Annotated in this window: 15 protein-coding genes; 9 read left to right on the forward strand and 6 right to left on the reverse strand. The window is 69.8% G+C overall.

Annotated features, from left to right (window positions below):
- The first annotated feature begins 31 nt into the window (after nt 1–31).
- The 3 genes from CMC5_RS20435 (at nt 32) to CMC5_RS20445 (ending at nt 6,079) form a co-directional block, all read left to right on the forward strand.
- Nucleotides 32–1,057: a trypsin-like peptidase domain-containing protein gene (locus CMC5_RS20435; protein ID WP_050431991.1), complete on the forward strand. Its 1,026-nt coding sequence runs from the start codon at nt 32–34 to the stop codon at nt 1,055–1,057.
- A 115-nt stretch (nt 1,058–1,172) separates the two neighbouring features.
- Nucleotides 1,173–2,306: a metallophosphoesterase family protein gene (locus tag CMC5_RS20440; RefSeq protein WP_050431992.1), complete on the forward strand. Its 1,134-nt coding sequence runs from the start codon at nt 1,173–1,175 to the stop codon at nt 2,304–2,306.
- Nucleotides 2,303–6,079 (forward strand): AAA family ATPase, encoded by a 3,777-nt coding sequence (locus CMC5_RS20445; protein WP_050431993.1) that lies wholly within the window; start codon nt 2,303–2,305, stop codon nt 6,077–6,079. The genes CMC5_RS20440 and CMC5_RS20445 overlap by 4 nt, the downstream gene beginning before the upstream one ends.
- A 48-nt stretch (nt 6,080–6,127) precedes the next feature.
- Here CMC5_RS20445 and CMC5_RS20450 read toward each other — a convergent pair whose 3' ends face one another.
- Together CMC5_RS20450 and CMC5_RS48590 are read right to left on the reverse strand one after the other, a co-directional pair.
- Nucleotides 6,128–6,325: a hypothetical protein gene (locus CMC5_RS20450; protein WP_050431994.1), complete on the reverse strand. Its 198-nt coding sequence runs from the start codon at nt 6,323–6,325 to the stop codon at nt 6,128–6,130.
- Nucleotides 6,322–7,377, reverse strand: coding sequence for a GAF domain-containing protein (locus CMC5_RS48590; RefSeq protein ID WP_281180881.1), 1,056 nt, complete (start codon nt 7,375–7,377; stop codon nt 6,322–6,324). The genes CMC5_RS20450 and CMC5_RS48590 overlap by 4 nt, the downstream gene beginning before the upstream one ends.
- Nucleotides 7,378–7,476: 99 nt before the next feature.
- Between CMC5_RS48590 and CMC5_RS20460 the strand changes: the two genes are divergently transcribed.
- Nucleotides 7,477–8,739 carry a glycoside hydrolase family 1 protein gene (locus tag CMC5_RS20460; RefSeq protein WP_050436020.1) on the forward strand — a complete coding sequence of 421 codons (1,263 nt, stop codon included), beginning with the start codon at nt 7,477–7,479 and terminating at the stop codon, nt 8,737–8,739.
- Between the two features lie 48 nt (nt 8,740–8,787).
- Nucleotides 8,788–9,588, forward strand: coding sequence for an alpha/beta fold hydrolase (locus CMC5_RS20465; protein ID WP_050431995.1), 801 nt, complete (start codon nt 8,788–8,790; stop codon nt 9,586–9,588).
- Nucleotides 9,589–9,732: 144 nt separating this feature from the next.
- Here the strand turns inward: CMC5_RS20465 and CMC5_RS20470 are convergent, their stop codons facing one another.
- From CMC5_RS20470 to CMC5_RS20480, 3 genes are read right to left on the reverse strand one after another with little or no spacing between them, the layout of a single operon-like run.
- A complete protein-coding gene (locus CMC5_RS20470; protein ID WP_050431996.1) occupies nt 9,733–10,461 on the reverse strand; it encodes a hypothetical protein in 729 nt (242 codons plus the stop codon).
- A gap of 42 nt (nt 10,462–10,503) precedes the next feature.
- Nucleotides 10,504–10,947 (reverse strand): dUTP diphosphatase, encoded by a 444-nt coding sequence (gene dut, locus CMC5_RS20475; RefSeq protein ID WP_050431997.1) that lies wholly within the window; start codon nt 10,945–10,947, stop codon nt 10,504–10,506.
- A 13-nt stretch (nt 10,948–10,960) separates the two neighbouring features.
- Nucleotides 10,961–12,370: a M50 family metallopeptidase gene (locus CMC5_RS20480; RefSeq protein ID WP_050431998.1), complete on the reverse strand. Its 1,410-nt coding sequence runs from the start codon at nt 12,368–12,370 to the stop codon at nt 10,961–10,963.
- An 82-nt stretch (nt 12,371–12,452) separates the two neighbouring features.
- Between CMC5_RS20480 and CMC5_RS20485 the strand changes: the two genes are divergently transcribed.
- The 3 genes from CMC5_RS20485 to CMC5_RS20495 all read left to right on the forward strand — a co-directional run bounded on the left by CMC5_RS20485 (nt 12,453) and on the right by CMC5_RS20495 (nt 17,653).
- The gene (locus CMC5_RS20485; RefSeq protein ID WP_082362648.1) at nt 12,453–13,373 is read left to right on the forward strand and encodes an SGNH/GDSL hydrolase family protein; all 921 of its coding nucleotides are present in this window, start codon (nt 12,453–12,455) and stop codon (nt 13,371–13,373) included.
- Between the two features lie 706 nt (nt 13,374–14,079).
- Nucleotides 14,080–14,994 carry an AraC family transcriptional regulator gene (locus tag CMC5_RS20490; protein WP_050431999.1) on the forward strand — a complete coding sequence of 305 codons (915 nt, stop codon included), beginning with the start codon at nt 14,080–14,082 and terminating at the stop codon, nt 14,992–14,994.
- A 79-nt stretch (nt 14,995–15,073) separates the two neighbouring features.
- Nucleotides 15,074–17,653, forward strand: coding sequence for a tetratricopeptide repeat protein (locus CMC5_RS20495; RefSeq protein WP_050432000.1), 2,580 nt, complete (start codon nt 15,074–15,076; stop codon nt 17,651–17,653).
- Nucleotides 17,654–17,676: 23 nt separating this feature from the next.
- On the opposite strand, the gene CMC5_RS20500 is transcribed toward CMC5_RS20495, so the two are convergent.
- On the reverse strand, nt 17,677–18,420 hold the full coding sequence (locus tag CMC5_RS20500) for an HAD-IA family hydrolase (RefSeq protein WP_082362649.1): 744 nt from the start codon (nt 18,418–18,420) through the stop codon (nt 17,677–17,679).
- Nucleotides 18,421–18,796: 376 nt separating this feature from the next.
- On the opposite strand from CMC5_RS20500, the gene CMC5_RS20505 reads away from it, so the two are divergent.
- Nucleotides 18,797–19,552 (forward strand): SDR family oxidoreductase, encoded by a 756-nt coding sequence (locus CMC5_RS20505; protein ID WP_050432001.1) that lies wholly within the window; start codon nt 18,797–18,799, stop codon nt 19,550–19,552.
- Nucleotides 19,553–19,561 lie beyond the last annotated feature (9 nt).

Consider the following 19,561-nt stretch of genomic DNA (forward strand, 5'->3'; position numbering starts at 1 on the left):
TCAACCTGGTCGATACAGGAGGCTTTGAGCCATGAACGCTGAACCTCGATGGCGCGACAGCGCATCCCGCGCCGCCTGGCGCAACGCCCTCGCCCGCAAATACCCCACCACCGACGAAGCCCGTGTCTTCATCGACCACGTCGGCCTCTCCCCGATACGCATTGCATTCAGCAATCGCGCCGACCTCACCTGGTTCGCCATCCTCGAAGAAGCCCAGCGCCAGGGCCCCCGCTGGGTCCTCGCCGTCCTCGACCGCGCCCTCGAAGACTTCCCTGACGACGACGCCCTCCGCCGCCTCCGCGATGGCGAGCCGGTTCGCTATGCCGAAGGCCCTGACGCCAACGCCCTCGGCTGGCGCGGCCGAGGTGGCCAGACCCTCGAGAAGATCCTGGGCAAAGTCAGCACCCTCGTCCCCGTCAGCTTCCTCGAAGTCGGCATGCGCCGCGCCCATGCCGTCGTCCGCGTCCGCTGCGCCGACGGCTCCCTCGGCTCGGGCTTCCTCGCCACGGACGACCTCCTCGTCACCAACCACCACGTCCTCTCGACCCGCGCCGCGGCCACCACGGCCCGCGTCCAGTTCAACTACCAGAAGACCATCGAGGGCCGCGACGCCGAGATGGAGGAGTTCCTCCTCGATCCCGACGCCTTCTTCGCCACCTCCGCGGCCGACGACTGCACCCTCGTCAAGGTCCAGGGCAACCCCTCCTCCCGCTGGGGCGCCATCGACCTCCAGCCGGCGCCCATCACCAGGGACGACCGCGTCAACATCATCCAGCACCCCGGCGGCGACCAGAAACAGCTCTCCTTCTTTCACAATCTCGTCGTCTATGCCGGTGAGGGCCGCCTTCAATACCTCACCGACACCCTCCCGGGCTCCTCCGGCTCTCCCGTATTCGACAGAGAATGGCGCCTCGTCGCCATTCACCACAGCGGCGGCTGGGTCGTCGAACCGGGCACCAGAGAGCAGTTCTATCGCAACGAGGGCATCCTCGCGGAGCGCATCCTCGCCCTCCTCCATACCGCCCGCGAGCCTTCGGCCTGCGGCGTGACCACCTGAACCATCGACCTCACTCCCTGACGTCAACCCTCACCCCACGCTCACGCTCACGCTCACGCTCACGCGCTCTTTCGTTCTCTCTCGACACACATCCTGACTCCAACCGAGGAACACCATGGCAACAGCCACACGTTTCATTCATACCGCTGACTGGCAGCTCGGCCTGCGCGCCCATTTCATTCACGGAGATGCCGGCGCCCTCGTCCGGGAAGCCCGGCTCCGCACCGTCGCCCGCATTGGCGCCCTCGCGCGCGAATACAAAGCAGATTTCGTCGTCGTCGCCGGCGACGTCTTCGAGCACCACGAACTCAAACCCGACACCCTGCGCCGTGCATTCGACCGCATGGCGGACATCCCCACCCCTGTGTATCTCCTCCCTGGCAACCACGACCCCCTCATGCCCGGCTCCCTCTACGAGTCGGACCGCTGGCGGAAGGAGTGCCCGCCCAATGTCCATGTCCTCGCCTCGCGCGACCCCATCGTCGTCAGCGAAGGCGTGGTCATTCTCCCTTGCCCGCTCTTCGAAAAGCACGCCCTCGGCGACGTCACCGACCACCTCTCGCCCCAGCTCGGCCCACCGGATCACGTGCGCATCGGCGTCGCCCATGGCGGCATCCGCGAGATCCTCGCCGGCTTTCACGGCGACGACGAACCCCAGCACAACACCATCCCTGCCGACCTCGCCGACCGCGCCCAGCTCGATTACCTCGCCCTGGGTGACTGGCATGGCCGCCTCCAGATCGACGACCGCACCTGGTACTCCGGCACCCCCGAGGCCACCCGCTTCAAGGAGCGCGACCCCGGCAGCGTGCTCCTCGTCGACATCGGCGCCCGAGGCGAAGCCCCCGAGGTCACCCCGCACGAGGTCTGCACCTTCCGCTGGAAACAGCACCAGCACACCCTCGATGGTGCCGACGATCTGGAGCGCCTCGATCGCTTCCTCACCGAGTACCCGGACAAGGACAGCACCCTCCTCGAACTCACCCTCGTGGGCGTCCTCCACGTCGATCTCCGCGCCCGCCTCGACGCCGAGATCCTCTCCCGCGCCAGCCATCGCTTCCGGTTCCTGAGAACCCGGGACGATGGGCTCCACACCCTGGTGAGCGACGACGATCTCGCCGGCCTCCGCGGCGCAGGCTGGATTGGTGGTGTCGCCGAGCGGCTTCGCACGGGCATCGAAGGCTTTCCCCAGGAGGACGCCGAGCGCGCTCTCCGTCTCCTCTACCGGCTGCACAAGGAGGTCGCATGAACCGCGCGGTCAGACTGGTCGAGCTGACGGTCAGCAATGTCGGCGTCCTCGTCGGCTCCGTCACGCTGGGGCCCTTCGTCGAGGGCATCAACATCATCCATGGCGGCAACGAGGCCGGCAAATCCACCCTCGTCGAGGCGCTCCGCATCGGCCTCTTCGAGCGCCACGGCACCCGGCACCAAGGCATCGTCGCCCTGCAACCGCACGGCACCCGACTCGCGCCCGAGGTCGAGATCACCTTGACCATCGACGGTGAGCAGCTCCGCATCCACAAGCGCTTCCTCGAAAAGCCGATGTCGACGCTCTGGCTGGGCGACGGCACCATGCTCTGCAACCGCGAAGCGGACGAAGAGCTCCTCCGACGCCTCGAAGGGCGCTTGCCGAAGAAGGGCGCGGTGAGTCGCGAAGACATGGGGGTCTGGGGTCTCCTCTGGGTGACCCAGGACGAAACGGCCCACGCCGATCCCGGCGCGACGCTGGGTGAGGATGTCCGAGGGGCGCTGGCCGACGCTGTGGGGCGTCAGGTCGGGCTGCTGACGGGAGGAAAGGAAGGAGAGCGCATTCGCTCTCGGGTGCAGGGAGAAGTGGCGAGGTTCTACACGCAGAAGCGCGTGGAACCCACGGGGATACTCCGGGACGCCCATCTCGCACGGCAGAAGGCGGAGGAACGGCTGACCTTCATCGAACAGTCCCTCCGGGAGAACGAGGCGCAACGCGAGCGCTGGACGAGGGAGGCAGCGCGGCTCGAGAGCCTGGAGTTCAGCTTGCCCACCCTGCGTGACGAGCTGGAGACGGCGCGGCAAACGGCGCAAGCGCTGCACCAGCACGAGGCGCGGCTGACGACGGCACGGGCCGAGCAGGCCACCGCAGAAGCCAGGAGGGATGCGCGCCAGCGCGAGGTGGAGGAGCGAAAGGGCCTCGTGGACACCATCGAGCAGCTCTCCTGTGACACCAGGGAGGAGCGCTCGCGGCTGGAAGCGATGGTGCAGCTCCATGCCGAGCGCGAGCGCGAAGGCGAGGTGGCGGAGGCGGCCCTCACGGCCATCGAGGCGCAACTCGAAGCGCAGCGCGCGGAGCGCGAGGCCACCCATCCGCTGCTCGCTCGTGCTTATGCGCTCGATCAGGTGGCGCGTACGGCCACCGATCTGGCGCGGGCCGAGATGCTGGAGGCGGAGAGCGCAGAGGTGAAGCAGGCGCTTGAACGCGATGCGCTCGACGGACGGCAGTACGATGCACTGGTCTCGCTGCGGGAGCAGTGCGTGGTCCTTCGTTCCCGGCTGGAGGCCGAAGGGACGCGGGTCCTGGTGCCGACCGCGGCAGCCGGTGAGACGACGACCGGTGGGGAAGGGGATGCCGGCACCGAGGAGAGCGCCGGCGTGCCGACCACCGTCTGGCTCCCCATGCCGGGTGCGGTCCTGTCCGTGCCTGGGATCGGCGAGGCGCAGATCGATCCTGCCCGGCCTGGTCTCGCGCTGGCCTGTGGGCGCGCGCGGGAGACGCAAGCGCGCTTGCGGGAGGCGCTGCGCAGCGCAGGACCGAAGGATCTCCAGACGGCCCGGGAGCGCCGGGCGGCGCGCGCGGTGGCCGAGGAGGACATCTGGGTGCAGCGGGCCCGCCTCGCGGAGGTGGCCCCCGAGGGGCTGGAGGTGCTCGTGCGCGAAGCCGCGGCGTTCGCGGAACGGTGGGCGCATGCGCAGGGGCGCCTGGCCGAGGCGGAGCGGTTCCGGAGCGCGCTGGATCGCTTGCTGACGAAGCTCGGCGATCAACCCATCGACGACACGACGGTCGATGCGCTGCGGAGGTTGTCCCACGACGTGGATGTCGCCGACGCCGCCTGGTCGGCCGTGGGCACGCAGGTCACCGTGCGGGCGCTGGACGATCTCACCGTCGATCTCGGCGACGGCACGCCAGCGACGTGGCTCGCCGCGGGGCAGGTGTCCCCGTGGCAGATCGTCCGGCCGACGACGATGACGATCGGCAACGCCGAGCTGCACCTCGTTCCTCGCGGAGAGGATCTGGTGAAGGCCGAAGCGCGCCTGGAACACGCCCGGCAGGCCCTGGGCACGGCGCTGCAGGAGCGGAGCCTCGAAAGCCTCGCCCACGCGGAGGAGCTGGCCCGGGCCCGCGCGGAGACCGAGAGCGCACGGGTGCGGCTGGAGCAGCGCCTCGGCGATGCGGCACCCGAGGGCCTGGATGTCCTTCGCAAGGAGGTTGCGCGGCTCGCCGCGGAGACCTCGGACCTGAAGTCGCGCGTCCAGGTGGCGCGGGAGGCCTCGGCGAGGGTGACTGCGCTGGAGATCAAGCTCGACTCCAACCGCATGACCGAGGAAGCCATCCACCGCCTCGAAGCCCTCGCCGAGGAGTTCGCCAGGTGCGAGCACGAGGTGAGCGTGCTTGCGGCGAGGGTTCGCTGGCTGACGGGGCCGTACGCGGGGCAAGAGCGACCGATCGCGGAGCGCGGCCCCCTCTGCGCGGGACCGACCGATGCCGAGAACCCGGCGCACGGCTGGGAGATCATCCCTGGCGAGCTGACCGAAGCGTCGCATCTCGCCCAGCTCGAGCGCACCCTCGACGACGCCCTGGAGCGCGCGAACGCGTGCGACCTCGACGACGCGCGGTCCCGCTGGACGCACGGCCTCTCGCTGGCGGAGCGGCAGGAGCAGCTCGCCACCGAGCTCGAACGGCTCGCGCCCGCGGGTCTCGCCGCTCTGCGGGAGCGACACGGCGCGGTGCTCGATGCGCTCGGCGATGGCCCCACGGAGACGGACATTCCCTCGGCCACCGCGCTCCAGGCCCTTCTGGAGGGGCTGACCACCCGCATCGACGCCCTGGAGCGCGAACGCCTCCCGCTCCAGGAAGCCCTCGCTCGCCACGATGCAGCCCGTCGGGACGATGAGCGAGCCCTGTCGGAGCTACGGGTGCGCGAGAGCAGCCTCCGCCATCAGCTCGACATGGCCCAGAGCCGCCTCGGGTCGGCGCGCGAGGTCGCGTCGGACGCCGCCCTTTCGGAGCGACTCGACGACGCGCAGCGCGTGCTCGCCACCGCCGACGAGGCGCTCGCGGTGGCGACCACCGCGCTGGCCGACGCCGCCCCCGAGCTCCACCGCGACGAGGTCGCTCGTGCCGAGGGCGCCTTGCGTGCCCAGGAGGCCGCGGCGCGCACCCTCCGGGACAGCGTCGTCCATCTCGAGACCCTCCTCGACCGTGCCGCCCTCGATGGGCACTTCGAGGCCCTCGGCGACGCCCGTGCCGAGCACGCCGCCGCCATCGAGATCCACCATCGGCTCGAACGCGAGGCCCGCGCCGCCCGCCTTCTCGCCGACCTGGTCGAAGAGGCGTACGCCGAGGCCCAGCGCCGCTACCTCACGCCCGTCGTCAACGAGGTCGCTCGTTACCTCGTCCACCTCCGCCCGGGCACCGAGATCAGGATGACCCAGGACCTCCGCCTCGACAAAGTCACCCGGCGCGGCATCCAGGAGGACTTCGACCAGCTCTCCGGCGGCACCCGCGAGCAGCTCTCCGTCATCGTCCGCATCGCGCTCGCCCGGGTCTTCGCGCGTGATCGTCGCCCCTTGCCGCTCCTGCTCGACGACACCCTCGGCTGGACCGACGACACCCGCTTCCTGACCATGGTCAAGATCCTCCGCGACGCCGCGAAGGAGCTGCAGGTCCTCATCCTCACGTGCCACGGCGCACGCTTCGAGCGCTTGATGCCCGACTACTGCGCCGACCTCGACGACCTCAAGCGGGACGCGGGCATGAGCGTCTCCTGAAGCGCGAGCCGGCGAACGCGCCTGGGGAGCGCGCTCGCCGGTCTTCTCTCAGCCCGTCCTCGCCATGTCCATCAGCGCCTCCTCGAGCCGCCGCTCCAGCGCAGGGTCGTCGACCTCCGGGGTGATCTCCTCCGGCAGCGCCCGTGTTCGCAGGATCAGCCGAGCCATGGCGAAGGAGCTGCGCGCGCTGGGAGGCCCTTGGACCTCCATGATCTCCATCCAGAGCGCGTATGCTCGCCCTTTCACGGCGCGACCTCCCCCGCGGGCGTGAGCACTTCGGTCCATGCGGCGTCCACCGCGTCGGCCGCCTTGAGCAGCCGTTGCGCCGCAGCCAGCGCGTTCGCGTGGAAGTCGAGCGCTTGTCGCGTCACCGACACCGCCTTTGCGGCCGCCTCCAGGCCCACCCGATCGGAGAGCGCCCCCTGCGCCAGCCTCACCATCGGCCCGGCCTCGTCCAGCTCGCGCGTCAGCGACCTGGCCTCCATCAGCAGCGTCTCCACCCGCGGATCCGGCGCCCCGCGCGACAGCCGTGTCGCTTCGGTCGACAGCTCCCGCGCTGCCACCGCGAGATCCTCGTAACACAGCACCGCCGCCGACAGATCGGAGCGGATCGCCGGGTCGAGCGTCGGCGTGTCCGACAGCTCCGCCGCGCGCGCCTGTTCGAGCGGCGGCCCGAGCGCCTGGAGCGCCCCTTCCAGCAGCCGCGCCATCCGGCGCAGGAGCCGCAGCCGCTCTTGCGGCGCCGCTGGCGGCCCCTCGGCGGGCTCATCCCCCACCAGCTCGGAGAGCCGCGCCGCAACGCGCGTCCCGAGCACCTCCAGCGCGTTCATCACCGCCGGAGAGAACCGCCGCGGCGTGATGTCGATCACGCACAGCGTCCCGATGGGCTGCCCATCCACCCGCACGGGTACGCCCGCGTACGCACGGATGCCGTAGCGTTCCACCAGATCCTGAGGCACCCACGAGTCGATCGTCGTGTCCTCGACCACGAGCGGGCGCTCGTCGCGCACCACGAACTGACAGAACGAGTTTCGCCGCGACGTCGCGCAGCTCAGCGCAAGCTCGGGCGGCAGCCCGCGATGCGCCCGGAACAGCTGCACGTGCCGCATCACCAGGCTCACCAGCGCGATCGGCGCTTCTGCCAGACGCGCGGCTTCCTCGACGCATGCATCGAGGATTGCGTCCGCGTCGAGGCGGGTGATCGCAGGATCCAATCGGTTCAGCCGCTGAGGGTCGTCGAGAATGGCCATAGTGATCTCGGTTACGTACGGCGCTCCTGCCGTCCGAGACTGGATCATGCCTCGAAACCGAGCGCTTGCAGAGCATTTAGCGCGAAACGGGAGAGAGGAGTGCGCCGATTCCCTCCTCGTGGGATGCCGTCGCCTATCATGCTCCCCATGCGCGAGGTGCTGGAGTTCCCTGAACATTTCTTGTTCGGCACGGCCACGGCCGCCACCCAGATCGAGGGACACTGCGAAGACACCGACTGGGCTGCATTTGCCCGAGAGCCTGGCCGGATCCGGGGCGGCGACACCCCGGCCGTGGCGTGCGATCACCTCCATCGTTTCCGTGAGGATGTCGCGATCCAGCAGCAGCTCGGCCTCGGCGCCCACCGCCTCTCCCTCGAGTGGGCACGCCTCGAGCCCGGCGAAGGCGACTTCGATCCGGCCGCTTGGGATCATTACCGTGAGGTCCTCGGGGCCCACCGCGATGCCGGGATCACGCCCATGGTCACCTTGCATCACTTCACCATCCCCCGGTGGCTCGCTGCGCGCGGCGGCCTCGCGAACCCCGAGCTACCGCGCCTCCTCTCTCGCTTCGCCGCCCACGCCGTCGAGGCCCTCGGCGATCTCTGCACCCTCTGGATCACCATCAACGAGCCCAACGTCGTCGCCAGCCATGGCCACCTCCTCGGCGTCTGGCCGCCCGCGCACCACGCCCCGATCGAAGCCTTCCGCGTCCTCCAGAACCTCCTCGCCGCGCACGACGCCATGTACCGCGCGATGCACGACACCGCCTCTCAGCGAGGCCACGACCTCGCCGCTGGCGTCGCCCACCACCTCCGCATCATCGAGCCCGACGACACCGGCCGCGTCGCCGATCGCGCCTGGACCGCCCTCTACGAATGGCTCTTCAACGGCTGGTTCGCCGGCGCCGTCTGCGAGCGAAAGACCCACGACTTCTTCGGCCTCAACTACTACAGCCGCGACCTCGTCCGCTTCGCCCCCGAGCGCTTCCGCGAAGCCTTCCTCGAGCGCAACGTCCGCGCCGGCGCCGAGGTGAACGATCTCGGCTGGGAGATCTACCCCGAAGGCCTCGGCCAGCTCCTCGATCTCTGGGCTCCTCGCGCCGGCGTCCCCGTCTACATCACCGAGAACGGCCTCCCCGACGACGACGACGACCAGCGCCCTCGCTTCCTCGTGCGCCACCTCGCCGAGGTCGCCCGCGCCCTCCAGCGCGGTCTCGACGTCCGCGGCTACATGCACTGGTCGCTCCTCGACAACTTCGAGTGGGCCGAGGGCTACGCGCCCCGCTTCGGGCTCGTCCACGTCGATTACGAGACGCAGACCCGCACGCCCCGGCCGAGCGCCGCGCTCTACGCCCGCATCGCCCGCGAGCGCCGCATCGACGACGCGACGTGGGCAGCGATCGGCGCATAGCATCGACGACGCGACGTGGGCGGCGATCGACGAGTAGACTGCGCCCTCATGCAGACCGCGCGCATCGGCGACCTCGACATCCACTACCAGGTCTTCGGAGAGGGAGAGCCCGTGCTCCTGATCATGGGCCTCGGCACCCGGGGCGACAGCTGGACGCCGATGGCCCAGGCGCTCGCCGGCTCGGGCTACCAGGCCATCCAGTTCGACAACCGCGACATCGGCTGGTCCAGCCTCGTCGAGCACCCCCAGTACGAGATCGCCGACATGGCCGAGGACGCCCTCGGCCTCCTCGATCACCTCGGTCTCGACCAGGTCCACCTCGTCGGCATCTCCATGGGCGGCATGATCGCCCAGCAGCTCCTCACCACCCACCCGGCGCGCTTCCGCAAGGCCGTGCTCCTCGCCACCTGGGCTGGCGGGCGCGACGTCGTCGCCTCCCCGCCGGAGCTCCTCGCGCCGGCCCTCACGCCAGGCCTGGATCACGACACCGCGCAGCGCCGCCTGCTCACCGCCATCGCCGCGCCCGGCTTCATCGACGCGCACCCGGAGCTGCTCGCCATGGTCCTCGAAGCCTCGCGCAAGCGCCCCGCCTCACCCGCGGCCGTCGCTCGCCAGCTCGCCGCCGTGCTGCGCTGGTCGTCCTGGGACAAGCTCCCCGAGGTCACCACCCCCACGCTGGTGATCCACGGCGACCACGATCCGCTCATCCCCCTCGCCAACGGTCAGCGCATCGCCGAGCGCATCCCGGGCGCCCGGCTCCTCGTCCTGCCTGGCGTCGGTCACCTCGTCCCGATGGAGGCCCCCCGCGAGACCTTCACCGCCATCCAGCGCTTCCTCGCCGAAGCGTGAGCCCGAGGCGTGCGCCGCTGAAGCGTGAGCCAGCGACGTAGTTCGTGGAAGCGTGAGCCAGCGGTGTTCTCCGCTGAAGCGCGAGCCCGAGGCGTGCGCTCGAAGCGAGGCGCCTGCGCTCGGAGCGAGGCGCCCGTCAGGCTTTCAGGGCAGCTTCACCACGTGCAGCTCCTGCACGACGCCCTTCCCATCCGCGGGCTTCACCAGCACCCCCAGCCGCTTCGACTCCGGCACCACGAAGATGGCCAGGAGCTCCGGCGCCTTCGCCCCGAGGCGTCCCAGCGTCGCCGCGGGCTTCCCCTCGCGCAGTCCTTCCAGGCGCCCGCCCGTGTACCGCAGCTTCATGCCGAGTACCCCGACCTCCAGCTCGTCCCGCCCCGAGGGCCACCCGATCCCGCGGATCGATTCGTACCCCTCGCTTTGCAGCCGTTCCGCGAGCTTCGGCCGCAGCGTCTTCGACACCTCGTCGAGCCGCTCCACGCACGACGCGAAGTCGCAGACCGCGATCACGTCCTTCTTCCGACCTTCCTCGTCGGTGAAGAGGATGTCGAGGCGGAAGCCCTCCTGGTTCCGCTGCTCCAGCGGGTACGCGAACCCCTTCTTCGTCGCCGAGTATCCGATCCGGCGGCCTCCGGTCTTGAGGAAGTCGCGCGCCAGCACCTCGGCGTCGCTGGGCTCCGGTTCGGGTGCAGCGGCAGGCGCTGGCGTCTTGGGCTCCTCCGCGACCGGCTCCGCAGGGGCCGCGGGCGCGGGCTCCACAGGCGCCGCGGGAGCAGGCTCCGCGAGCGGCTCGGGCGCCTCGGGCGGAGGAGGGGAGCCACAGGCCGACAGGAACGCGAGCAACGAGCCGAGGCACAGCGCAGATCGCATCATGTCCCCCTCGTCCGCCGACCGCGCGGCGGAGTCAACGCGGAATCAGACGCCCGTCGACCCGTAACCACCGCCGCCGCGCGCCGTCGCGTCGAGCGTGTCCACCGCCACGAGGTCGGCGATGCCCACCGGGCAGATCACGAGCTGCGCGATCCGCTCCCCACGGGCCACCGAGAACGGCGCCTCTCCGTGGTTGATCAGCAGCACCTTCAGCTCGCCCCGGTAGTCGGGATCGATGGTGCCCGGCGCGTTCAGCACCGTCACGCCGTGCTTCAGCGCGAGCCCCGAGCGCGGCCTCACCTGGCCCTCGTACCCTCGCGGGATCGCCACGGCGTACCCCGTCGGGACGAGCCGCCGTTCGCCAGGCGACAGGGTGATCGGCGCCTCGATCGCCGCGCAGAGATCGAGCCCGACCGCCCCCGCCGACTGGTACGCCGGGACGGGCACCTCGACGGCGCCCACCCGCATGTACGGAATCTTCACCTGCATCGCGTCCGAACCGTCAGTGCCGCGGGAACACGGTGTCCAGCCGCTCGTTGCTGCGCAGCGACTCCAGCGCCGAGTCCGACCAGGCCCGCGTGCGGTCCGAGAAGCCCGCCTCCACCGCCTTCTTCAGGAGCTCCAGCGCCTGGTCCGCGTTGCCACTCTTCGCGCTGGCCCGCGCCGCATCGTAGGCGTCTTCGCTCGCGCCGTTGCGCCGGAACACGGCCTCGTACAGCCGCGCCGACCACTCGAACGAGCCCTCGTCGAAGGCGATCTCCGCCATCTTCCGTGCGTCCTCTTCCGAGAGCGACTCCACGATGTCCAGCGCGTTCGCTGCCGCGCGGTTCACCTCGCCCTGTTCGAGGAGGAGCTGGATCAGCGGGCCCACGACCTCCTTCCGGTCGTCGCCGGCCATCCGCGCCTCTTCGAGGATGCGTCGCGCGACCCGGCTCTCTCCGAGCGCCCGCGCGACCCCCGCCTCCAGCGCCGGATCCACGTCGCCGTACCGCCGCGCCTGCACCACCGACACCTGCGCGGTCTTCGGGTCGTCCCCGAGCAGTCGCACCCACGCCATGATCTCGTGCGCCTGACGCGCCGCCGGTCGGGGCACCGTCTCCCGCGCCAGGATCTCCGCCGCGAGCGCCGCCGCTTCATCCAGGTGATCGTCCGCGAGGGCGCGGCGGCCTCGGCGGATCAAGGAGAGCAGCTCGCCAGGGATGGCGTCTTCCCGCGGGGCCTGCCGCGCTCGCTCCAGATCCACCGCCGTCACATCCGCTTCGGCGCGGAAGCGCTGGTAGCTCTGGACCGCCGACATGCCGAACAGGAACGCGATCCAGTACTGGCGGTACACCACGCTGAGCAGCGTCAACGAGCCCGCGACGAGGAAGGAGATGCCCGCCGCCAGCCGTGTCCGCTTCGGGCCGAGCGCGTGCTCGAGGACGTGCCCACCATCGAACGGCAGCACCGGGATGAGGTTGAAGATGCCCCACGCGATGTTCACCCACAGCAAGCTGTCGATGGCGAAGAGCGCGAGATCCGGCAGCGCGACCGTGGCCGGCGTGAACGTCTTCACGAGGTAGACGACGCCACCCAGCGCGAAGCCCGCGAACGGCCCCGCCAGGCTGATGAAGATGTGATCGAGCCGTCCCAGCGGAAGGACGGTGCGCCACGTCGTCGCGCCGCCGAGGCCGTGCAAGGTGATCTCGGGCTCGATCCTGTGGCGTCGGATCGCGAAGGCGTGGCCGAGCTCGTGGACCAGCACGGAGACGAACACGACGGCGAGCCAGACCAGCATCAAGCCAACCTGGAAAGCGGCGGAATACCCCCCTCGGTTGAGGAGACTCCAGTTGATGATGAACGCGGTGATCCAGAACCAGGGCTGGATCTCCACCGGGATACCGAAGAACCGGAAGCTCAGCACAGCTCTCATTTAGTACGGTCCGGCGTCCGGCGCTTCAACGATTGCGGGCCGCCCAGGGCTGCGCCTAGAGTGCCGTCCCCGCGAGGTGGCGATGGTGAAGGTGCATCCGATCGGGCGGCTCTGGCAGATCGGAGCCTGTATCCTGGGGGTTTCGTGCGGATCGACGCCGCCCGCGAGCGCGCCTTCGTCCGCCGGAGCGGCGGCGGGGCAGAACGCCACGGAGCACCGCGATGCCGCACCTCTCTCCGTCCGGCCGGCCGCTGCTTCCTCCGCCCCGGGTGAGTCTTCCGGGCAAACTGGAGAAGTTTCCAGCACTGGCAAGGCGAACGCGACGTCCGCCCAGGCGTCCGTCGAGCGTGCGCCGCCGCCTCCGATCCCTCCGAGGACGGCCGTGCTGCACATCGGTGACTCGTTCACGCTGGCCGGGTTCGCGCAAGCGCTGAAGCCGCGGATGAAGGCGCTCGGGGTGCGCTACGAGGTGAAGGCGGAGCAGAGTTCGTACACGGTGACGTGGGCGCCGAAGATGGAGCTGCTGGTGGCCAACACGCAGCCCGATCTGGTGATCATCAGTCTGGGCGCGAACGAGGTGGCGAACACGGATCCTCCTGCCCACGGGCCTGCCATCCGGCGTCTGGTGCAGAGCATCGGGAAGCGGCCTTGTGTGTGGGTGGCGCCACCGCTGTGGCGAAAGGACACGGGGATCATCGATGTGATCCGGGAGAACTCGGCGCCATGTCGGTTCTTCGATTCGGACTCGCTGGTGAAGGGGCCGATCCCGCGGCAGTCGGACAAGATCCATCCGAACGAGGAGGGGGGCGCGCTGTGGGCCGAGGCGTTCTGGCAATGGCTGGAGACGGAGCGGGCGCGGGCAGGTGAGGTGGATGCGGCAGGGGTGTCGGCGGGGGGAGCTTCCGGGGAAGGGCGGAGTCCCTGGGCGCTGCGGGCAGGGCCGGTGGAGGAGCATCGGGCGCGGCCGGTTTCGGGGGGGAGTGCTGCGGTGGGGCGGTTGTAGGGTCGGGGGATCCAGCGACCCAGCGGGGCGTCCCGGGGGGCGTGTGGGGGCACGGCAGCGCGGGATGGGGCCCTTCCCGGCAAGCTTCGCCTCGTAGAAGGCGATGGAAGGGGGGGAGGTGGGGGCAAGACCCTGGCGGAGGGGCTTCGCTGAGGGCCGGCGGCGCGTTGCCGGGGCCCTTCCCATCCCGCGCTGCCGTGCCCCCACACGCCGCTGGGGCGCAGGGGGGTGGCTCCCCGTGGGGTGGGGGGGCTTGGAGGGGGGATGGCCGCGAGCGCTCGGAGGGGGGTGGGGTGGAGGGCGCGGCGGGTCGAGGAGGGGTTGGGTTGTGCCAGGGCAGGCGTTGTCTGTGCCAAGGCAGGCGTTGTCTGTGCCAAGGCAGGCGTTGTCTGTGCCAAGGCAGACGTTGCTTACGCCAAGGCAGACGTTGCTCACACCAAGGCAGACGGTGTTCACACCAAGGCAGGCGTTGCTCGCGCCAAGGCAGACGGTGTTCACGCCAAGGCAAGTGCGGCGCGTATCAAGGCAGGCGTGGTTCACGCTGAGGCAGACGTGGTTCACACCAAGGCAAGCGCGGGGCATGCCGAGGCGGAGGTGGCTCGCGTCGAGACCGGGGTGGTTGCCATGCCGTCGTGGAGACCAGTCTGGACAGCGGGGATGGACGATCTAGAATCGCTCGCAACGATTTGTTGATGGATCGTCCAGCATGGATCCCCTGAGTGACGTCATCGCGCTGCTCCGGCCGAGCACGGCCATCTCGAAACCGATCACGGGGCGGGGTCGGTGGGGGGTGCGCTACGCCGCTTACAATGCGCCCGGGTTCACGATCATCCTGAAGGGGGAGTGCTGGATCTCGTTCGAGGGGCAGGAGCCCACCCGGTTTCAGAAAGGCGATTTCCTGCTTCTGCCGTCGTCGCCAGCGTTCACGCTGAGCAGCCATCCGGACGTCGTGTGTGAGCCGCGTGAGCCGACGGCGACGGCCGTGCGGCATGGCGAACAGGAGGGGGACGCCGACTTCGAATCGCTCGGCGGGACGTTCCAGATCGAGCTGGCCAACGCGCCGCTGCTGCTCGCGCTCCTGCCGCGCATCATCCACATCCCCGCGTCGAAGGGCCGGGCCGGAAGGCTGGGCCGCGTCATCACGCTCATCATGGAGGAGTGCGCGAGCGAGGAGCCCGGCAAGGAGATGGTGCTGCAGCGCATGCTCGAGGTCTTGCTGATCGAGGCCCTCCGCTGGCGTGGGCTGGCGGCCGACGAGGTCCGCGCAGGTCTCCTCAACGGCATGCGCGATCCGGCGCTCGCTCGGGTCCTCTGCGCGATGCACGCGGATGTCAGGGCGAGCTGGACGGTCGCCGGGCTCGCGAAGGTGGCGGGGCTGTCACGGTCGGCCTTCGCAGCGCGCTTCGCCGAGGTGCTCGGTTGCGGGCCGATCGAGTACCTGGCGCGCTGGCGGATGGCGCTGGCGAAGGATGCGCTGGTCCGTGGGGCCAAGACGCTCGACAGGATCGCGGACGAGATCGGCTACGAGTCGGCGAGCGCCTTCAGCACCGCATTCCGGAAGCGGCTGGGGTGTTCGCCCGGGAAGTTCGCGAAGAGCGGCGGGGTCGCCGAGGTGTCCTAGTGCTCGGAACTCTCCTTGTTCGGGTTCATCTGGAGGCCACGTGGACTCGACCACCGTTGCATCGACACCCGTCTGCACCATGAGCTGGCACGAGCACCCCGAAGGACGCGCAGGCTTCTTGCGCGAGCTGCTCGTCGACTGGTCGCATCTGAATGCGCAGGTGGAACGCGCGTGGTCGCCAGCGCTCGTGGGGCGGCAGATGAAATGCTCGGCGCTCGCCTGGCTGCTCACCTGCGCGCAAGAGGGCCTTCGGCCTTCGGTCCTCGCTGCGGCGTTGCGGCTCGAGATCTGGCCCTCGAGGGTGATCCTCGCCGAGCTGGCGCATGTGCGTGATCCTTTCACGCACCGTACGAGTGTACGCGCCGTGTTGCCGCTGCTCGAGGCGCACGCGCTCGACGAGCTGCTGCTCACCGCCGACATCACCCACCCCCGGGCGTATCCGGTGCCGGAGCTGGTGGCACGGCTGGTGGCAGAGGGGCGCTGGGATGACGCGGTGGCGTGGGCCTTGGCGCCCGATCTCGATGGGCAGCGGCTCGACCAGGTCGGGCCCCTGTTCGTCGCGGCGCCTGCCGTGCATCGGGAGCGTGTGCGTGACGCCGTGCGGAGCCTGGTCGAAGCGCTCGATGGCGAGGAGGGGGTCGATGCTCTCGACCCCGATGAGGTCGAAGAGCGGATCGAGATCCTCCTCGCTGCGGCCAGGGTGCTCGAGGGGGAAGAGCGGCACGCGCTCCTCGCGCGCGCCAGCGCCGGGCTCGAAGCCATGGACGACGCGGCGCTGCAGCGAGAGCCCGGAGAACCCGATCTGCGCGCGAAGCTCGCCGAGGCGCTCTTTGCTGCGAATCAGCCTGAAGAAGCGCGGGCGTGGCTGGCGCGCGCCGGGGAGCACCTCGCTGGCGATCGCGCCGCTCCGGGCACGGTCGAGCACTTGCGCAAGGAGGTGGAGAGCGGAGATCCCACGACCGCGCGCGCCGCCGCCGCGCGCCTGTTCGACCTGTTCGTTGCAGCGGCTTCGCCGGACGATGGCGCGAACGATCGCGCCGCCAGCGTCAGGCTGGTGTGGCGGGTGATCGCGATCGGCAAGGCGGCCGCATACCTGGGGCCGGAGCGGTGTCACCAGGCGCTCGCGCGCGTGTGGGCGCTCACGCTCTCGCCCCCGCAGCCCCTGAGCGGGTGGGACCTCGGCGGTGCGCTGATCGCGCTCTTGCGAGCGGCTGAAGAGCCGCAGCGGAGCCACCTTGCGGCGAAGCTCTGTGAGCACGCGCTGCGTCATCCCGAGATGTTCCCGCCGCTGTGCGAGTTCTCCGGCTGGGAAGAGGTGTACTCGACGGCCGAGCAGCGCGCGTACCTCCAGCACCTCTTGCGCCGCTGCCGGCTCTCGAAACCGGCGCCGCTGGTGCGCGCGCTCTTGCAGTGCAGCGCCGGGTGCGACGCGCTGCTTCGCCTCCGTGCAGGGGAGGCGGCACTGCACGTCGCGCGCCTCCACGAGGCGCACGAGCTCGTACCCGAGGTCGCGGCCGCCGTCCCTTCGCTGTGGACCGCCTGTGTGGCACACCTCGACGCTGTGCATCGCCCGCCCATCGCGGTGTGGGCCGAGCTGCTGGCGTCCGTGCCACCCGAGCAGGCGACAGCGCTGGCACAGCGGCTCATGGATCTCCGGCACGACGAGATCGCGACGTCGGTCTTTGCGCCGTCGTTCCTGTCGGCGCTTCCGCTGGAGGAGGCCGAGCGCCACATCGACCGCTTCTCGGAGGGATCTCGACGGATGCTGCCGCTGGGGCGGCTCCCCGAGCCACTGTCGCTGCGGGTGTTTCGACATCGGCGGGATGCCCTCCGCGGACGAGAGGACCACCAGCAACGGCTCGCCCAGCTCCTGGTCGATGCCATCCCACTGCGGCACCACGCCTGTGTGGCGCATGAGCGCGCGGCGCTGTTCTCGTGGGTGGGGGAGCAGCTCGCGTCGGCTCCTGACGAATCAGCACGTGCCGAAACCGAGCACGCCATCTGGTTGCTTTGCCACCCGCTGAGCTTGATCTCGGATCTCGCAGATCTCGATGCCTTCCGCGCGTCCATCCTCGCGCGTGGCTCGGCCCGCCTCTTGCGCACTCTCAATGGTCGTTACCTCACCCTGAAGGCTCCCGAGCAGGTGGACTGGCGAGGAGGCCCCGACGAGTTCGAGAGCCCGGTGTGGCGAGCGCTGGGCATGGCGCGGACGCGGGAAGAGCTGCGCGCCGCACTCGCCCTCGATCCAGGTGTCGTTGGCTACCCGTGGGTCGCGGAGCGTGTGCTCGAACGAGGGTTGGGCGCCGCGTTCGCCGAGCTGGCCACCGAGCAACCCAGGGCCGACGAGCGCGTACGGATCTGGCGTTCGATCTGGGCGAGCTTGGACTCTCCGACCCGACATGCGCTGTGGCCGGCGCTCCGCTCCGCGCTGGACACCTGCCGCGAGGAGAAGCGCCTGGAGCGGTTTGCGCTCCTGCCATGGCTCACCGCTCCGCAGGCGCAGAGCGAGTGGATCGCCGAGCAAAGCATGCAGTGCACGGAGCGCTACTTCGAACTCACGCCTGCCTTCACGGGACCGCTGAGCGCCTGGACCGAACACACCCAGGCGCTCCTCGAGATCGTGGCGCAGTGCTTTCCCGAAGAGCCCACGGGGGGATGAGCGGGGACACGAAATGGCCCCTGCTAGAGACGCGGGCGGCTGGTCTCGGAGGGGCGGCCCGCTTTCACGATGCAGGACAGACGCGCTGGTCGATCGCCGCCTCCTTGCGCGTGGCGAATGTGGAGTGAGCCGTCCGGCGTCGTCTCCAGGACGAGGTCGCGGTAATCCACGATGGCTGGATGCTCGACCGCCATCGGGGTGGGGTGGGTCGAGGTGATGACCAGGATGGTCGCGCCGGCGCGCTCTGCTGCCACGATCCCCGCGCGCGAGTCCTCGACGACGAGGCACCTGTCCGCGGTCGTCCCGAGGCGCGCTGCGGCCAGGTGAAAGCAGTCCGGAGCGGGCTTTCCATGCGCCACGTCCTCGGCAGCGATCAGCAGGGGTGGCGTGGGCAGGCCGGCTGCTTCGATGCGCCGCAAGGCGAGGGCCCGCGGCGCCGAGGTCACGATCCCCCAGCTCCCTTCGGCCAGCGCGCCGAGAAACTCGGCGACGCCTGCGATCGCCTCGATGCCCTCGACATCGTCGATCTCTGCTTGTGTGATCGCGGCGGCCTCGGCGTGCGGATCGACGCTGGGCAGACCGAGCCTCCGGATGGTTTCGACCGTCTGAACGCCGTGGATCGTCGGCAGGAAGGCGTCGACGTCGAGGCCGTGCCGCAGGGCCCATGCGCTCCAGATGCGCTCAGCCGACTTGATCGAGTTCAAGATCGTCCCGTCCATGTCGAGGAGGACGGCATCCACCGGGTGTACTTGCGACGTCGTCAGCATCAATCCCACACCATGCCTGGTCAGGTCGCATGGTTCGAGAGCCGCGCCAATCGCGGCTGGCCAGCCATGGGGCGCAGGCTGACACCTCGTCCCCCGGCAAAGGGGGCGCTCGGTCGAGACCACACGGCGCAGGCATCTTGGATGCGGCGCTGACACCTCGTCCTCCCCGCGCAAAGGGGGGTGCTCGGTCGAAACGACACGGTGCAGGCTCTTGGATGCGGCGCTGACACCGCCGCATGCCGCTTCGAGGCGGCGAGGTCGTCCCGCGCGGCACCTCGTGGCTTGGACGGTTGAGCAATAATCCAGGACGCCTGATTATGGATAGTCCTGACGATTGGGCCTATCTAATGACCATCCGAAGCACATGGAGGTCTCAATGAAAACGATTCTGATCACCGGCGCGTCCTCTGGTTATGGCCTCGAGATCGCTCGTCACTTCCTGGCCAACGGCTGGAACGTCGTCGCCACGATGCGCAAGCCGAACCCGGAGGTTCTGCCGCGCTCGGAGAAGCTGCGGATCCTGCCGCTCGACGTCACCAGCGACGACAGCATCCGCGCCTGCATCGAGGCGGCCGGTCCGATCGACGTCCTCGTGAACAATGCCGGCATCGGTGTGGTCGGCGCGTTCGAAGCCACCCCGATGGCGCACATCCGGAAGGTGTTCGACACCAACACCTTCGGGGTGATGGCCATGTGCCAGGCCGTGATCCCGCAGATGCGGGAGCGTCGCTCGGGCGTCATCATCAACGTGACGTCGAGCGTGACGCTGGCGCCGTTCCCGCTCGCTGCGCCGTACAAGGCCAGCAAGCAGGCGATCGAGGGGTTCACCGAGGCCCTGGCCCTGGAGCTCGCTTACTTCGACGTCAGGACGAAGATCGTCGAGCCGGGCTACGCGCCGACCACCCGGTTCACGCAGAACACCTCGATCAACCCGCTGGATCTGATCCCGGCGGCCTACCAGGGCTTCGCAGGCCCGATCTTCGCGGAGTTCGGCAGCCCGAAGATGACGACGAAGGAGACCGACGTCGCCGCGGCGGTCTGGGCCGCAGCGAACGATGCCACGGGCCAGATTCACTTCCCGGCCGGCGAGGATGCGGTCCACTTCGCGAAGATCCGGCAGTTCGGCGGCTGAGGCGCCTGC

Source organism: Chondromyces crocatus (assembly GCF_001189295.1).
Taxonomy (GTDB): Bacteria; Myxococcota_A; Polyangia; order Polyangiales; family Polyangiaceae; genus Chondromyces; species Chondromyces crocatus.

Coding starts and splice junctions, on each gene's coding strand:
- CMC5_RS20435 (WP_050431991.1), top strand. CDS start 32: ATGAACGCTGAACCTCGATGGCGCGACAGCGCATCCCGCGCCGCCTGG.
- CMC5_RS20440 (WP_050431992.1), top strand. CDS start 1,173: ATGGCAACAGCCACACGTTTCATTCATACCGCTGACTGGCAGCTCGGC.
- CMC5_RS20445 (WP_050431993.1), top strand. CDS start 2,303: ATGAACCGCGCGGTCAGACTGGTCGAGCTGACGGTCAGCAATGTCGGC.
- CMC5_RS48590 (WP_281180881.1), bottom strand. CDS start 7,377: ATGATCCAGTCTCGGACGGCAGGAGCGCCGTACGTAACCGAGATCACT.
- CMC5_RS20460 (WP_050436020.1), top strand. CDS start 7,477: ATGCGCGAGGTGCTGGAGTTCCCTGAACATTTCTTGTTCGGCACGGCC.
- CMC5_RS20465 (WP_050431995.1), top strand. CDS start 8,788: ATGCAGACCGCGCGCATCGGCGACCTCGACATCCACTACCAGGTCTTC.
- CMC5_RS20470 (WP_050431996.1), bottom strand. CDS start 10,461: ATGATGCGATCTGCGCTGTGCCTCGGCTCGTTGCTCGCGTTCCTGTCG.
- dut (WP_050431997.1), bottom strand. CDS start 10,947: ATGCAGGTGAAGATTCCGTACATGCGGGTGGGCGCCGTCGAGGTGCCC.
- CMC5_RS20480 (WP_050431998.1), bottom strand. CDS start 12,370: ATGAGAGCTGTGCTGAGCTTCCGGTTCTTCGGTATCCCGGTGGAGATC.
- CMC5_RS20485 (WP_082362648.1), top strand. CDS start 12,453: ATGGTGAAGGTGCATCCGATCGGGCGGCTCTGGCAGATCGGAGCCTGT.
- CMC5_RS20490 (WP_050431999.1), top strand. CDS start 14,080: ATGGATCCCCTGAGTGACGTCATCGCGCTGCTCCGGCCGAGCACGGCC.
- CMC5_RS20495 (WP_050432000.1), top strand. CDS start 15,074: ATGAGCTGGCACGAGCACCCCGAAGGACGCGCAGGCTTCTTGCGCGAG.
- CMC5_RS20500 (WP_082362649.1), bottom strand. CDS start 18,420: ATGCTGACGACGTCGCAAGTACACCCGGTGGATGCCGTCCTCCTCGAC.
- CMC5_RS20505 (WP_050432001.1), top strand. CDS start 18,797: ATGAAAACGATTCTGATCACCGGCGCGTCCTCTGGTTATGGCCTCGAG.